Genomic DNA, 15,357 nt, shown 5'->3' with positions numbered 1-15,357 from the left:
AGCGTCAACGTGCGCGCGGCTCCCGTGGCAGCACGCGCCGCAGGTGGGGCTCCAGGCCGTCGGCCATGCGCTCGAAGCCGAGTTCAGTCGGATGGCTGTCGTCCACGGTGCCGTCGCCGTCGGTGCCGAGCAGCGTTGCGCTCGACACGACGGTGATGAACCTGTCACCGGCCTTGCGTCGCGCGTCGTGGATGCGCCTGAGCGATGCATTGGACGAGGCGATGTCGGCGGCCTTCTGCGGGCGGAAGCGGCTGTTCGGATAGAGCAGGTGCTCGACGAGCACGATGGGCGTGTGCGGCCTCGCGGCGCGGATCGTCTCGATGAGCGCCGGCATGCGCTCGACGACCTGCTCGGGCGTCATGTTGGGGAGCGAGTCCAGCACGTACACCGCCGGATCGAGTTCGGTGAGCAGGCGCGCCATCTCGGGCTCCGCCTTGCCGTTGCCGGAGAATCCCAGGTTGATCACCGGGACGCCGAGCCGTCTGCCGAGGATCGCGGTGTACACCATGCCGGGCCGGCTGGCGCAGCAGCCCTGCGTGATCGACGTGCCATAGACGACGAGCGGGCGGGACGAGGCGCGCGGCTCGAAGCGGAAGGCGGCCTCCTCGGGCACGCCGATCTCGAGCTGCGACACGCCGTTGTACAGCGGCAGGTAGACGAGGAACTCGCGAGACACGGCCGCCATGCCCGTGATGACCTCCGCGTCGTTGGTCGGCGACTGCGTGGGCCGCGCGCCTCCCACGAATCGCCACGCCCCGCCATCTTTCGCGTACACGTCGAGGCCGCTCACGCCGGTGGCCGGCATGTGCGGCAGCGCGAGTCGATCGAGCGTGACGGTCCACCTGATGCGGATGCGCGTGGCGTCGCTCGTGAAGCGCAGGCTCAGCCCCGCGGAGTGTCTCGACAGGTCCCACACCGGCTGCCTGACCACACCCTCGGCCCGCGCGGGCAGCCTGTCGAAGGGCCGCGCCGTCTCGCGCCAGCCCTGCCCGTCGAGCAGATCCTGCGTCACGGCGTGCCACCGCACCGGCTGCGGCGCGTCGGCGGCCGGCTGCGCACCGACGGCGAGCGGCATCAGGGTCAGGAGCAACAGGCAGAGTCGAATGGCCATGGGGGATGGTAATGCCGCGATGTCGGGAATGCCGCGATGTCGGGTCCTCCATATGAGCTGCCGGATTCATCCGGCAGTCAGTCCCGGTTGCCGGTTGCCGGTTGCCGGTTGCCGGTTGCCGGTTGCCGGTTGCCGGTTGCCGGATATCGTGCGTCCGCCGCGGCATCGGCGTTGATCCTCATGTGAACGGCGTACGTGGACTGCTCGTGGGGCTCGTAGTGTGCGCATCGCTCTCGGGATGCACCCTCGTCGACAAACTCTCGGGCGAAGGCGAAGCCAAGCGCATCAGGCGCGTCGGGCAGACGGCGGAAGCCCTCGTTCTCGAGATTCGCGACACGGGCATGACGCTCAACGACGACCCCATCGTCGCGTTCCGGCTCGAGGTGCGGCCCGTGTCGGGCGAGCCCTACGAAGTCGAGACCCGCGGCCGCATCGGCCGTCTCGACATCCCGCAAATCCAGCCCGGCGCTGTCCTCCCGGTCGCCATAGACCCCGCCGACCCCACCAAGGTCGCCCTGCGCATCTACAGAGACCGGTAGGGGAATGCCGAATGCCGAATGCCGAATGCCGAATGCCGGATCGGGCAAGGTAGGGTCGGCATTCAGAACCCGACTTGCCGCCACATGCCGTCCCGACATTCTTCATTCAGCATTCGTCATTCGCCTTTGACAATGTCCAGATGTTGACATCCACCCCGCTTCTGCTACTAGATATTGCGTTCACGGTCGCCGATCGATCAGATCGGGCGAAAGAGGGAATCCGGTGCGCTGCCTGCGGGCGGCAAGGCCGGAGCTGACTCCGCAACTGTGAGCGGCGAGCCATCCGCGCGTGCGAGTGCCACTGGTGCCATGAGCACCGGGAAGGCCAGGCGGCGTGGCGACGACCCGCAAGCCAGGAGACCTGCCGTGGGCGTTCACGTTTCTCGGGCGGGGATCCCCGAGGCCGCTGTGCGACGTGTCCGGGCACTCACCGGAACCGTGTCGTGGCGTCCTCCTGTCGTCTCCGTATCGGGACCAGGAGGCAGGCCCGGATGTCCGCTACGCTCGTCGCTGCACACGATTCCCTCACACCCCCATCGCCGCCGCCTCCGGGCACGCTGCGCGTCATCAAGCGGTCCGGCGCCGTCGCCGAGTGGGATCCCGGCAAGATCCGGGCGGCCATCGCCAAAGCCTTTCTCGCTGTCGAAGGTCCAGGCGCTACGGGATCGCCGCGCCTGCACGAAATCCTCGAGACGCTGACGGCCTCCGTTTGTGACGCGCTCACCCGCCGCGCCGGCAAGTCGCGTGCGCTGCACATCGAGGACGTCCAGGACCAGGTCGAGCTCGCGTTGATGCGTGCCGAGCACCGCAAGGTCGCGCGTGCATACGTGCTCTATCGCGAGGCGCGCGCGGAGGCGCGTCGCGCGGAACAGCCGACGCCGGCGCCGGCGCCCGTCCTGCACGTGCGTCTCGCCGATGGCACGCAGGCGCCGCTCGACGTCGACGCGTGGCGCACGCAGATCGCCCGTGCGTGCGACGGCCTGACGGGCGTCTCGGTGGATCGCCTCTTGGCCGACGCCCGGCGGAACATCTACGACGGCATCGCGGAACACGAGTTGCAACTCGCGACGATCATGGCGGCGCGCGTCCTCATCGACGTCGATCCGGCATATGCGTACGTGGCGGCGCGACTGCTGCTCGACGACTTCACCCGCGACGCGGTCCGCTTCGTGCTCGGCGACGTTCCCGCCGTGATGGACGCCGACGCGTACGCGCGCTATTTCCCGGCGTTCGTCGAACGGGGCATCGCACTGGACCTGCTCGATCCCGCGCTCGCGACCTTCGATCTGCCGCGGCTCGCGTCGGCGCTCGATCCGTCACGCGACAGGCAGTTCCAGTTCCTCGGCCTCCAGACGCTGCACGACCGCTACGTGCTGCACAGCGACGGCGTGCGCTTCGAGCTGCCGCAGGCGTTCTTCATGCGCGTGGCGATGGGGCTTGCGCTGCGAGAAGACGACAGGGACGCGCGCGCGATCGAGTTCTACGACCTGCTCTCGTCGTTCGACTTCATGTGCTCGACGCCCACGCTCTTCAACGCGGGCACGCGCCGGCCGCAGCTCTCGTCGTGCTTCCTCACGACGGTGCCCGACGATCTCGATGGCATCTTCAGCGCGCTGCGCGACAACGCGCTGCTCTCCAAGTACGCGGGCGGGCTCGGCAACGACTGGACGCGCGTACGCGGCCTCGGCGCCCGCATCAAGGGCACCAACGGCGACTCGCAGGGCATCGTGCCCTTCCTGAAGGTGGCCAACGATACGGCGATTGCCGTGAACCAGGGCGGCAAGCGCGCCGGTGCGGTATGCGCGTATCTCGAGCCGTGGCACATCGACGTCGAGGAATTCCTCGAACTGCGCAAGAACACTGGCGACGAGCGCCGCCGCACGCATGACATGCACACGGCGCTGTGGATTCCCGATCTCTTCATGCAGCGCGTGGAGGCCGACGCCCACTGGACGCTGCTGTCGCCCGACGAGTGGCCGTCGCTGCACGACGCGTGGGGCCAGGCGTTCGCCGATGCGTACGCACAGGCGGAAGCCGCCGTCGACCGCGGCGAGGTGCGCGTGTGCAGGCGCGTGCGCGCCGTCGATCTCTGGCGCCGGATGCTGACGATGCTGTTCGAGACGGGACATCCGTGGATCACGTTCAAGGACGCGTGCAACGCGCGCTCTCCGCAGCAGCACGACGGCGTCGTGCACTCCTCGAACCTGTGTACCGAAATCACGCTCAACACGACCGACGATGAGGTCGCCGTGTGCAACCTCGGGTCGATCAATCTCGCCGCGCACGTGACGTCAGGCGGGCTGGACACCGCCAGACTGCGCCGCACCGTGCACACGGCCGTCCGCATGCTCGACAACGTGATCGACATCAACTACTACACGATTCCTCAGGCGCGCCGCTCGAACCGGCGGCATCGTCCGGTGGGCCTCGGCGTGATGGGATTCCAGGACGCGCTGCACCGCATGCGCGTGCCGTATGCGTCAGACGATGCCATCACGTTCGCCGACGCGAGCATGGAACACGTGGCGTACCACGCGATCGAGGCGTCGACGCATCTCGCGGCCGAACGCGGCCGGTACGAAACGTTCGAGGGCTCGCTCTGGAGTCGCGGCGTCCTGCCGTGCGATTCGATCGCGATCCTGGGTGAGGCGCGGGGCGAGGACATCGCCGTCGACACGACGAGCCGTCTCGACTGGGCGCCGCTGCGCGCGCGCGTCATGGACGTCGGCATGCGCAACTCCAACGTGATGGCGATCGCGCCGACGGCAACCATTGCCAACATCTGCGGCGTGAGCCAGTCGATCGAGCCGACGTTCCAGAACCTCTACGTGAAGGCCAACATGTCCGGCAACTTCACCGTCGTCAATCCGTACCTGGTGGAAGACCTGAAGGCCGCCGGGTTGTGGGACGAGGTGATGGTGAACGACCTGAAGTACTACGACGGCAGCCTCGAAGCCATCGACCGGATTCCGGCCGACCTGCGAGCGCTCTACGCCACGGCGTTCGAGATCGATCCCGCGTGGCTCATCGCCGCCGCGGCGCGTCGGCAGAAGTGGATCGACCAGGCGCAGTCGCTGAACCTCTACGTCGATCGCCCCGATGGTCCGAAGCTCGACGCGATGTACCGCCTCGCGTGGCGCAGCGGCCTCAAGACCACCTACTACCTGCGATCGCGTGCGGCGACGCACGTCGAGCGGAGCACGCTGAAGGGGCCAGACGCGCGTCTGAACGCCGTAGCCGCACCATCTGCGGGCGTCGTGAGCGCCTGCGCGATCGACAACCCCGATTGCGAGGCCTGCCAGTGACAGCCGTGACGACAACCCATCTTTCCACCACGACGGGCCTCGGCGAAATCGATCGCTCTGGCGCGCGTCCGCGCGTCGACGACAAGGCGATGATCAACTGCCGCGCCGACGTGAACCAGTTGCTGCCGCTCAAGTACCGCTGGGCGTGGGAGCGCTATCTCTCCGCGTGCAACAACCACTGGATGCCGACCGAGGTGTCCATGCAGGCCGACATCGCGCTGTGGAAGTCGCTCACGGGCCTGTCCGACGATGAGCGGCGGATGGTGAAGCGGAACCTCGGATTCTTCGCGGCGTCGGAGTCGCTGGTCGCCAACAACATCGTGCTCGCGATCTACAGGCACCTCACCAACCCGGAGTGCCGGCAGTACCTGCTGCGTCAGGCGTTCGAGGAAGCGATCCACACGCACACGTTCCAGTACATCTGCGAGAGCCTCGGCCTCGACGAGGGCGAGCTGTTCAACATGTACAGGGAAGTGCCCTCGATCACCGACAAGGCGTCGTGGGCGCTCCGCTACACGCAGAACCTGTCCGATCCGCAGTTCTCCACCGGCACGCCCGATGCCGACAGGGCGTTCCTGCGCGACCTCGTGGCGTTCTACGTCGTGTTCGAGGGGATGTGGTTCTACACGGGCTTTGCGCAGATCCTCTCGCTCGGCCGGCGCAACAAGATGGTGGGCATCGCGGAGCAGTACCAGTACATCCTGCGCGACGAGTCGCTGCACCTGAACTTCGGCATCGACGTCATCAACCAGATCAAGGTCGAGAACCCGCACCTGTGGACGCCGGACCTGCAGGACGAGGTGCGCAGCATGCTGCACGACGCGTGCGCGCTCGAAGTGGCGTATGGGCGCGACACCATGCCGCGCGGTCTGCTCGGCCTCAACGCCGACCTCTGCGCGCAGTACATGCACGTGATCACGAACCGCCGTTGCGCACAGCTCGGTCTGGCCCCCGTGTTCCCGTCTGCGCAGGAGAACCCGTTCCCGTGGATGTCGGAAGCGATGGACCTCAAGAAGGAGAAGAACTTCTTCGAGACCCGCGTCACCGAGTACCAGACGGGATCGGCGTTGAAGTGGTGACAGCGGGCGTATCATGCGCTACAGATGAGTCAGGATGGCGTCCTCGAGTTGCTGCAGGAGTGGCAAGGCGGTAGTCATGATGCCTACGACAGGTTGATCCCGCTGGTGTACGGCGAACTGCACCGCGTGGCGCGCGGGCATCTCCAGCGGGAGGCACAGGGGCACTCGCTGCAGCCCACGCTGCTCGTCCACGAGGCCTACCTGCGGCTCGCCGGTGCGCAGGTCGACTGGCGTACGCGCACGCATTTCGTGAGCGTGGCGGCCACCGTGATGCGGCGCATCCTCGTCGAGCACGCGCGCACACGCCGCACGCAGAAGCGCGGCGGGGCCGACCAGCGGGTCACCCTGACAGACGGGATCGCCGGAGAGACGGCGAGGTCGGTCGATCTGCTGTGTCTCGACGAGGCGCTCGAACGCCTGAAGGCCATCGACGCGCGGCAGGCCGAGGCGCTCGATCTGTGCTACTTCGGCGGCCTCACGCACGCCGAGATCGGTGCCGCGCTGGGCGTGTCGGACGCGACAGTCGATCGCGACCTGCGCCACGGCCGCGCGTGGCTGCGCCGCCAGTTGTCCCAGTCCTGACGGTTACGGCAATCGCGCGTATTCCTGGCGGGCGGCCACGATGACGGGGAGGTCGGCGTCGGCGTCCTTCCATGTCGTGAAGAACTGGTCGTACGCGCGGCGGGCGCCCTCGTTGTCGCCGGCCAGTCGTCGCGCTCTCGCGATCCCCAGGCGTGACAAGGGCGCCAGTGGGAACCACAACGCGCGGCCGGGCTGGTCGACAATCCTGGCAAACGCCGCCTCTGCATCAGCGGCCTCTCCGGCCTGCAGCAGCGCCAACCCCCGCACGTAGGTCGGCCAGGATTCGGCGGCGCCGTCGTAGCGGGCCGCGTCGTGCAACGCGGCAATCGCCTCGATCGGCCGTCGTCGTGCGAGCGCCGTCGCGCCGTCGATCGCCGGGAGCCACCCGTGAGTGAGGACGGTGCTGTCTGGCTGCGCGCGACGCAGCGACCGAATGACAGGATCGAGATCGGTGCGGCCGCACAACGCCAGCGCGAGTACCACGCTGGCGCGCACGTCGGAGACGTCGTAGCCCAGTACCACAGGGGCGCTCCGCCGGGTGGTCCGGCAATCGCCGACCAGCGCGCCCGTGAGTGCCTCGTAGCGCGCGGCATACGCCACGAGGCCGGGCATGCGGCGCCGCGCGAAACCCGCCGAGGCGAGCTGCGTCGCCGATCGCGCGGTAGCCCACTGTCCCTGAAGGGCGGCTGCGAGCGCGGGCATGTTGGACGCCCATGACGCGCTGCTCGACGCCCACGCCATCTGCCGCTGCATGCCCTCGGTGTCACCGGTGTAGTAGGCGATCCGCCACAGGAACGCGTGGTACTCCGGCGCGTCGAGACCGCGCGCCATCGCCTCGTGGTAGACGTCGCGCGCCTCGACGAAGCGCCCGAGCGCGAAGAGCGAACCGGCGAGGTTGGAGTAGGCAGCAGCCACGTCTGGATTGAGGCGAACGGCCTCGCGACCCGATTGCACACCCTCGGCGTACTGCCCGAGGGTGTAGTGCAGGTGCGCGAGCACGTGGTGCGGACGCCAGTCGGCCGGATAGGCGGCCTTCCACTGCCCGGCTGTCGCGGACGCGCGATCGAGCGCGCCTGAGACACTCGAGTGGTATTCGGTCTCGATGTTGAAGCGTTCCTGGCCAGTGGTGCGCGTCCTGAGCTCGTAGGCCCGCGTGGCAGACGCCGCGACCACATCGTGCGCGTACATCTCGTTGGCCTGCTCGCGTGCGAGCGCCTGGTAGGCCAGCGCGAACTCGGGATCGATCTGCACCGCGCGCTCGTAGAGCGCCGCCGCCACGCCGTAGTCACCGCTCGCCGACCGCTCGGCCCCCAGCGTGTAGGCCTTGAGTGCGTCGAGCGACGCCGTCGTGGCCTGCGCGGTGGGCACGTTGAACCGGCCGATCGACTGCTGCGACTCCCCCAGCGTCTGGCGCAGTCGTGCGGCGGCGTCGCCGAGCGCACCAAGGACGGCATCGCGATCGCGGACCTCGACGCGCTCGCGTGCGACGACATCGCCGCTGTCGGTGCGGGTGACTCGCAGCGTGACGACCAGTCCGTCGCGCGTCGACTCGATCGCTCCCGAAATCCACGCGGCAAGCCCGCGTCGTTGCGCGACTTCCGCGGCCACCGGCGCCGTGAGGCGGGTGCCCGGCGCGCGCGTCATCTGCCGCAGCGTCTCGTCCACGCTCGACGGCGGCAGGACGCGCAGGAACGGCGTCTGCTGGAGCTGCACGATGAGACTCTCGCGCAGCGTGCCGTCGAACGTGGCGTCGCCCGTCGCGTTGGAGAAATCTGCCACGAGGACGGAGAGGCTCGTCGGGCCGCTGACCGGGCGAACCACGGGCGGCGTCGCCGCCGCGCGTCGCACCGTCGCCTCGAAGGGCCACCCCGTGTGCGTGCCCGATGCGACGGCGGCGCCGACCAGTACCGTTGCCGCGAGCGCGGCAACAGCCATGTGACCTCGTCGACGCACAGGCCGCGCGTGCGTGGAGGCGACCACCCGCAGGTCGTCGGCAAGCGTTGCGGCGTCCGCGTAGCGCGCGTCGCGCACTTTGGCGAGGGCGCGCGCCAACACGCGCGACAGATCGGACGGCAGGCCGGGCACGATCTCTTCTGGCGGCGCTGGCTCGCGCGTGACGATCGCATCGGCCGTCCGTGCGGCTGTCGGTTCGTCGAACGGTAATCGCCCAGTGACGGCTTCGTAGAGGACCACGCCGAGCGAGAAGAGGTCCGTGCGGTGGTCGAGCGGTTCGCCGCGCACCTGCTCCGGACTCATGTACGGTACGGTGCCCGCGAATCCACCTGGCGCGCGCGCGCCATCGTCGCGTGTGTCAACGGTGCGCACGGCTGTCGCCAGCCCGAAGTCGAGCAGCTTGATGCCGTGTGCCGTCCACATGATGTTGGACGGCTTCAGGTCGCGATGGACCACGCCGATCGCGTGGGCAGCGTGCAGCGCCGCGGCGGCCTGGATGCCGAGCGTCAGCACGTCGGCCAGCGGAAGCGGGCCTGCGGCGAGACGCGACGCCAGCGTCTCGCCTTCGATGAGCTCCATCGCGATGAAGGGGCGCCCGTCGGGACCATCGCCGACGTCGTGGACGATGCAGACGTGCGGGTGATTGATGGCCGCCGCCGCGTGCGCTTCGTCGCGCAGCCTCCTGCGGGCCGTTGCATCGGTGGTCACGTGGCCTCGCGGCACCTTGAGCGCGACGCGCCGGCCGAGCGCGGCGTCTTCGGCAAGGAACACGTCGCCCATGCCGCCTCCGCCGAGACGCGCAACGATGCGGTAGCGATCGGAGGTTGGCGGAAACGCGTCGGCGCTGGCGCTCGAGGAAACGCCCACGATGTCGCCGGCGGCGTCGGCCACCAGCCGCGCGATGGCGTCATCGTCAGGGCTGTCGTGCAGCAGGAGCGACACGACCTCGCCGCGCAGAGCGGCGTCGCCTCCACACAGCGCGGCGAGCGCGACATCGCGATCCGCCGCCGGCAGGACGACGACGGCATCGAAGACCTCCCGCGCGCGTGCCCAGCGCGCGGCGGCGTCCGCTTCGAGGCCTGTCACGGCGTGTGATCCGTCGCGTGCGTCATGAAGATGAGGGGATTGTCGGCCGATTCTCGCATGCCCTCTCGAGTCCCTTACCGTTCACTGGAGAATCTTCGATGAAGCGTCTGCTCCTGCCCGTCCTCGTCCTGTGTGCTGCCTGCACGTCGCCGGCACCGCCCGCCGACAGCGCCGCCCAGGCCCCTGCCGCCGCCACGATCACCACGACGTCGTCGTCGCCCGAAGCGGTGGCGCAGCTCCGGAAGGGGGAGCAGCTCCTCGACAACCTGCGCGTGGCCGAGGCGTCCGAGGCGTTCGCGCAGGCGTTGGCGCTGGACTCGAACTTCGTCCTGGCGCACGCGTATCACGGCTACACGGTGCCCGGTGCCAACGGCACTACGGAGCTCGAAGCCGCGGCCGCGGCCGCGGCCGGTCTGCCGGCGGCCGAGCGCGCGCTCGTGGAGGGCATCGCGGCCGCGCGGACCGGCGACGTCGCGAAGGCGAGCGCCGCGTACGCGCGCGTCACCGAACTGGCCCCCGGCGACTGGCGCGGGCATTTCATTCGCGGGCAGCAGTTGCTCGAGTCGTCGAAGTACGCCGAGGCCGTCGAGTCGCTGAAAAAGGCCACGGCACTCAATCCCGAAGCGGGCGGCGCGCAGAACAGCCTCGGATACGCCGCGCTCCGGCAGGGTGACGCCGACGGTGCCGTCGCCGCGTTCGAACAGTACGCGCGCATCCTGCCCACCGAGCCGAACGCGCAGGATTCGCTCGGCGAGGCCCTGCTCTCTGCCGGGCGCTTTGCCGACGCCGAAGCGGCGTTCGGAAAGGCCCTGGCCCTGTCGCCGGGCTTCTGGGCCTCGCATGAAGGCATCGCGTACGCGAAGTTCTACGCGGGCGACGTCGCCGGCGCACGCAATGCGTTGGCGGAGGCTCGGGCCGGCGCGCCGCGCCCGAGCGACAAGCTTGGCGTCGACGCCACGCTGGCGGCCATCGCGATGGCCCAGCACGACACGCGTGGTGCGCTCGCGATGCTCGACACTGCGGAGAAGGCCAGCCTCGCGGACACCACGAATGTGGCGTTCGTCCCGATCCGTCGTGCGCTGGTGCTGAGCGACGCCGGGCGCCATCGCGACGCGCTGGTCCCTGTCGCTGCCGCGCTCGCCACGGTCAGCGCCAAGACGCTTCCGCCCGGCCCGACGCGCGGCCTCGAGCGTCAGGCCCTCGTGGCACGCGCGATGGCCGAGAGCGGATTGCGCGACGTCGCCGCGCTGACCAAGACGTCGTCGGCACTCGACGCGCTCGCTGCGGCGAACCCGGACATCGCGTCGGTGCAGTCGAGCATGCACTTCGGACGGGCGCTACTCGCGGTGGCCAGCGGCGATGCGGCAGGAGCGCGGCAGCACTTCGCCGGGTGCTCGAGCGAGGACGACCTGTGCAAGTGGCAGGCTCTCGTGGCCATGCAGACGGCGGGCGATACGGCAGGCGTCGCGCTCGCGCGCGAACAGCTGCTGAAGCAGTACCTCCGCGATCCGATGCACCTCGTCATACGTTCGCGACTCTCGTCTTCGTCAGAGGCCAAGGCGCCATGACGCCAGCACGGCATCCGGTGGACCTGAGCGTGGGGCAGTTCCGCGACGCATGGCGCGTGATGTGCCGTGCGTCTCCCACGCACAGGTTCGAGACGACGACGAACGTGACGTACGTGTTCAGTGGCGTCCCCGTCGCGTTCTTCAACGTCGCCATCGTCACAACGCCGTCTGTGACGGCGGCGTTGCTCCGCGCGTCGGGGGAGGAGGCGATGGCGTGGGCCGATGGCTCCGGCGTGCCGTGGCTGTTGGTCGTCACGCACCAGGCGATCGAGTCCGGCGTCGATGCGCAGGCCGTCCTCGCCGGCTGCGGGCTGACGCCGCTCCTACCGCTGACGGGCATGCGTGCCGATCGTGTGGTGCCCGCTGACGCGCCCGGCGGCCTCGCGCTCTCGGTGCCGCTGGACGAACCGGGATGCGGCGCGCTCGTGGACGTCAACTCCGCGGCATACGGGATGGATCTGGCCGCGGCCAAGTCGCTGCTCGGCGCGCCGGCCTTCTGGAACGGGCACGTGCCCGCGCTCGGATGTGCCGACGATGGAGCGGCGGTGACGAGTGCGGCGGTGCTGCTGGTGGAGGGGCATCGGTACGTGGCGATGGTTGCCACGCATCCGGAGCACCAGCGCCGGGGCTACGCCGCCGCGGCGATGCGGCACGCGCTCGACATCGCAGCGGACCGGCACGGCGAACTGCCGACGGTCCTGCACGCCACCGACGCTGGCCGGCCCGTCTACGAGCGCATGGGATACACGCCCATCGCCACCCACACGTGCTACATCGCCTCGACGTTCCTCGCCGGGCACTGATCAGCGCTGTTGATCGACAGAGATTCTGGTGAGGAGCTTCTTTTCCAGGTACGTGGCGATCGCCTGGTTCACGCGGAGCTGGTTGGCGTAGCGCAGGAAATGGTGCGTATCGTCGACGACCACCAGCTCTTCGGTCTCGACGCCCGCGGCGCGCAGGCGCTGGAGCAGATCGACGGTCTGGCTGAAGCGGACGTTGCGGTCGTCGTCGGCGTGGATGAGCAGCACCGGTGATCGCCACGTCGTGACGCTCGCGACCGGTGAGCTCTCCCACGCGGTTCGCGCAAGGGCCTCGACCACCGACGCAGGACGCTCGTAGCGCCAGGCGCCCGCGCCGATGCGGCCGCCGCCGTCGCTCGTGAAGTCGTGCACGCCATGGATGTCGACGCCCGCCGCGAAAACCGACGAGTCGCGACCGAGCGCGAGCGCGGTGAGATACCCGCCATACGATCCGCCATAGACGCCGATGCGCGTGGCATCGACGTCCGCGCGCGCGCGCAGCCATTCACCGGCGGCCTTGATGTCGAGGTATTCCGACGCGCCCGCGACACCGGCCTTCGGCGGACGATGGAAGTCGAAGCCGTAACCGATGCCTAACCTGTAATTCACCGACAGCACGATGAAGCCGCGACTGGCAAGGTACTGGTTGAGCGCGTACGCGTTCCAGTAGTAGTCTCCGTAGTGCCAGCCGAGCAGCATCTGCCGCATCGGGCCACCGTGGATGTAGACGATGGCCGGGCGTTTCGCCGTGCCGGCGCCCGCCGGCGTGAACAGCTGTCCGTGGACGCGGCCGCCATCGCTCGCCGTGAACGTGACAGGCGTTGGCACGACGAGTTGCCGGGCGGGGAAGGTGGCCGGCACCGCCGACGCACCGATGACGATGCGTCCCGCGCCGTTCGGGCGCACGGCGGGATCGACCGTGTCGAAAGCGAACGGCACGGGCGCCTGCTGCGAATCGCCACCAATCGCGGCAACGCGTCCCGTGGCGAGGACGACGGGCGACCACTCGAGTCCGTTGCCTGGTGTCAGGACTTCCGGTGCGGCCCGATCGACCGGCACGCGCACGACGTGACGACGGTCGATGTCGCCGGCTGTCGTGCCGAGATTGCCTGCGTAGAGCGCGTGACGACCGTCTGGTGCGATCGTGACGTGCTCCGCCATGTGATCGCCCGGCGTGAGCAGCAGCGGCGCGTCGGTGCCGCTCGCCGTCATCGAGTAGAGGTGCGGCCAGCCGTCCTGATACGACAGGAACACGAGACGTCCCGTGCCGGTCCAGTGCAGGTTCGTTCCGCCGTGCGTGAATGGCACCGTGTCGCGCGGTTCCGTTCCGCTTGCCCAGCGCTGTTGTGCGTGACCTGCCGAGACGTCGGCGATCCAGATGCTCCATGGCGTGGGCGCCGGTTCGAGCGACGAGGGTGGCGGACCTCCCGCGCCAGGCCGGCGGACGAACGCGATCGACGACCCGTCGGGCGACCACCGCGGCGAGCCATCGCGACTCGTCGTCGGCGCGAGATAGCGGACCGGCGTCGACGCGTTCGTGTACACCGCGATGAACGCGTGATCGCCACGGCTCGATACGAACGCGAGGCGTGATCCATCAGGCGAGAACCTGGCGTCGCCTGCCGCGCCGCGCTGGTCGAAGAGTTTCGTGGCGGGGGTACCGCCACCGATCGGGACCGACCACAACTGACGCGCGCGTTCGAAGACCACGACGTCGGAGCGTGGCGAGAGCACGGGGTTCACACCTTCGCCGAGGGCGATCGGTGCGCCGCCGCCGAAGGGCACGGCCCAGATGCCCACTGCCGCTGGCGTCGTCGCGCCCGTCGGGTTGACGGGAGCGGCATCGTCCCAGTTGGAGCCGAAGTCGCCGCCGCGCTGGTAGACGACCCACGCCCCATCAGCCGAAATCTGCAGCGCGTTCAGCTCCTGCCCATCGTCGGTCTCGTACGCGGTGAGCTGACGCGCCACGAAGGCGGGCCCTTCGGCCACCCACACGTTGCGCCGGCCCTGTGCGTTGAGCGTCCACGCGATGCGCTCGCCCGTGGCCGACGCCGTGAGGGTGGTGGGGAACGGCGCGCTCGTCACCGCCTCGATGGTGAACGCCGCCGTCTGCGCGCCGGAGGGCACCGCACACGCGAGGACAACGCCGATGACGACAATCCGAAGGAGGCGCATCACCCGAGCGTACTCTGCCAGCCGAGTGCCGGCGCGACGTAGCGCGCGAACGACTCGACGATGCGCAGATTGAACGCGACACCGAGCTGCGACGGGATCGTGAGCATGAGCGTGTCCGCGCTCCGGATCGCGGCATCCGCCTTCAGTTGATCGATGAGTTGGTCGGGCTCGGCGGCATATGTCCTGCCGAACGTCGAGCGGAAGCCGTCGATGTAGCCCACGCTGTCGCGTTCGGAACTGCGGCCGAAGTAGTGATGGTCCTCCGCCGTCGTGAGCGGGAAGATCGAGCGGCTCACCGACACGCGAGGTTCGCCCGCGTGTCCGGCAGTGCGCCACGCCGCGCGGAAGGCGTCGATCTGCTCGGCCTGCAACTGATCAAACGGGATGCCGCGGTCCTCGACCAGGAGCGTCGACGACATGAGGTTGACGCCGATGCGCCCCGCCCATTCCGCGGACTCGCGCGCGCCGGCACCCCACCAGACGCGCGATCGCAGTCCTGGAGAATAGGGCTCGACGCGCTGCAGCCCGGTGCCCGCCGACGGGTCGCCGAACGGACTCTGCGGGTCGCGCTGCGCCATCCCCTCGCCGGCAATCGCGCGCATGAACGTCGCGAAGTGGTCGCGCGCCAGGTCGGCCCCGCGTGGATCCTCGGAGCCCGCGTAGCCGAATGCCTCGTACCCGCGCACCACGGTCTCGGGAGAGCCACGACTCACGCCGAGCGCGAGTCGTCCGCCGCTGATGAGATCGACGGCCGCCGCTTCTTCGGCCAGGTAGAGCGGGTTCTCGTACCGCATGTCGATGACGCCCGTGCCGACTTCGATGCGCTGCGTGCGCGCCGCGATGGCCGCCAGCAAGGGCATCGGCGACGACTGCTGCTGCGCGAAGTGATGCACGCGGAAGTAGATGCCGTTGACGCCGAGGGCGTCCATGCCTTCGGCGAGTTCGATGGCCTGCAGCATCGAGTCCGCCGCGGAGAGGGGGCGAGTGCGGCCGAGCGAGCCGTAGTGACCGAACGAGAGGGTTCCGAAGCGTTGCACGGTGGCCTCAACGGTACGACAGGCCCGTCATGCCGACAACGATGCAGAGGAGAGGGTCGCCGCCAGTCCGGGGGGCGGACCGGCGGCGGGCCGCGGGGACGAGGGGACGAGGAGACGCGGAG

The 15,357-nt window shown here is 69.3% G+C and carries 10 protein-coding genes and 1 riboswitch; of the genes, 6 read left to right on the top strand and 4 right to left on the bottom strand.

Features of this window, described 5'->3' with window-relative positions; translation table 11 throughout:
• Positions 1-4: 4 nt before the first annotated feature.
• The gene (locus tag IT182_09630; protein ID MCC6163595.1) at positions 5-1,111 is read right to left on the bottom strand and encodes an SGNH/GDSL hydrolase family protein; all 1,107 of its coding nucleotides are present in this window, start codon (positions 1,109-1,111) and stop codon (positions 5-7) included.
• Between the two features lie 182 nt (positions 1,112-1,293).
• On the opposite strand from IT182_09630, the gene IT182_09625 reads away from it, so the two are divergent.
• The 4 genes from IT182_09625 to IT182_09610 all read left to right on the top strand — a co-directional run bounded on the left by IT182_09625 (position 1,294) and on the right by IT182_09610 (position 6,616).
• The gene (locus IT182_09625; protein MCC6163594.1) at positions 1,294-1,650 is read left to right on the top strand and encodes a hypothetical protein; all 357 of its coding nucleotides are present in this window, start codon (positions 1,294-1,296) and stop codon (positions 1,648-1,650) included.
• A 166-nt stretch (positions 1,651-1,816) separates the two neighbouring features.
• Positions 1,817-2,034: riboswitch (cobalamin riboswitch) on the top strand.
• 107 nt (positions 2,035-2,141) lie between these two features.
• Positions 2,142-4,955, top strand: coding sequence for a ribonucleoside-diphosphate reductase subunit alpha (locus tag IT182_09620; protein MCC6163593.1), 2,814 nt, complete (start codon positions 2,142-2,144; stop codon positions 4,953-4,955).
• Entirely contained in the window at positions 4,937-6,034 is a 1,098-nt protein-coding gene (locus tag IT182_09615; GenBank protein MCC6163592.1) for a ribonucleotide-diphosphate reductase subunit beta, read from the top strand. Before IT182_09620 ends, IT182_09615 begins: the two co-directional genes overlap by 19 nt.
• A gap of 24 nt (positions 6,035-6,058) precedes the next feature.
• Positions 6,059-6,616: a sigma-70 family RNA polymerase sigma factor gene (locus IT182_09610; GenBank protein MCC6163591.1), complete on the top strand. Its 558-nt coding sequence runs from the start codon at positions 6,059-6,061 to the stop codon at positions 6,614-6,616.
• Positions 6,617-6,619: 3 nt separating this feature from the next.
• Here IT182_09610 and IT182_09605 read toward each other — a convergent pair whose 3' ends face one another.
• Positions 6,620-9,655 carry a protein kinase gene (locus IT182_09605; protein ID MCC6163590.1) on the bottom strand — a complete coding sequence of 1,012 codons (3,036 nt, stop codon included), beginning with the start codon at positions 9,653-9,655 and terminating at the stop codon, positions 6,620-6,622.
• 98 nt (positions 9,656-9,753) lie between these two features.
• Between IT182_09605 and IT182_09600 the strand changes: the two genes are divergently transcribed.
• A complete protein-coding gene (locus tag IT182_09600; protein ID MCC6163589.1) occupies positions 9,754-11,223 on the top strand; it encodes a tetratricopeptide repeat protein in 1,470 nt (489 codons plus the stop codon).
• A complete protein-coding gene (locus IT182_09595; protein ID MCC6163588.1) occupies positions 11,220-12,026 on the top strand; it encodes a GNAT family N-acetyltransferase in 807 nt (268 codons plus the stop codon). The genes IT182_09600 and IT182_09595 overlap by 4 nt, the downstream gene beginning before the upstream one ends.
• On the opposite strand, the gene IT182_09590 is transcribed toward IT182_09595, so the two are convergent.
• Both IT182_09590 and IT182_09585 read right to left on the bottom strand, forming a co-directional pair.
• Positions 12,027-14,198, bottom strand: a complete 2,172-nt coding sequence (locus tag IT182_09590; GenBank protein MCC6163587.1) for a S9 family peptidase — start codon at positions 14,196-14,198, stop codon at positions 12,027-12,029.
• Positions 14,198-15,235 (bottom strand): LLM class flavin-dependent oxidoreductase, encoded by a 1,038-nt coding sequence (locus IT182_09585; GenBank protein MCC6163586.1) that lies wholly within the window; start codon positions 15,233-15,235, stop codon positions 14,198-14,200. The genes IT182_09590 and IT182_09585 overlap by 1 nt, the downstream gene beginning before the upstream one ends.
• Positions 15,236-15,357 lie beyond the last annotated feature (122 nt).

The sequence above is a fragment of the Acidobacteriota bacterium genome (assembly GCA_020845575.1).
Classification (GTDB): domain Bacteria; phylum Acidobacteriota; class Vicinamibacteria; order Vicinamibacterales; family Vicinamibacteraceae; genus Luteitalea.
Note: the sequence above shows the minus strand (reverse complement) of the source record. Positions and strands in the feature narration are given on the sequence as shown.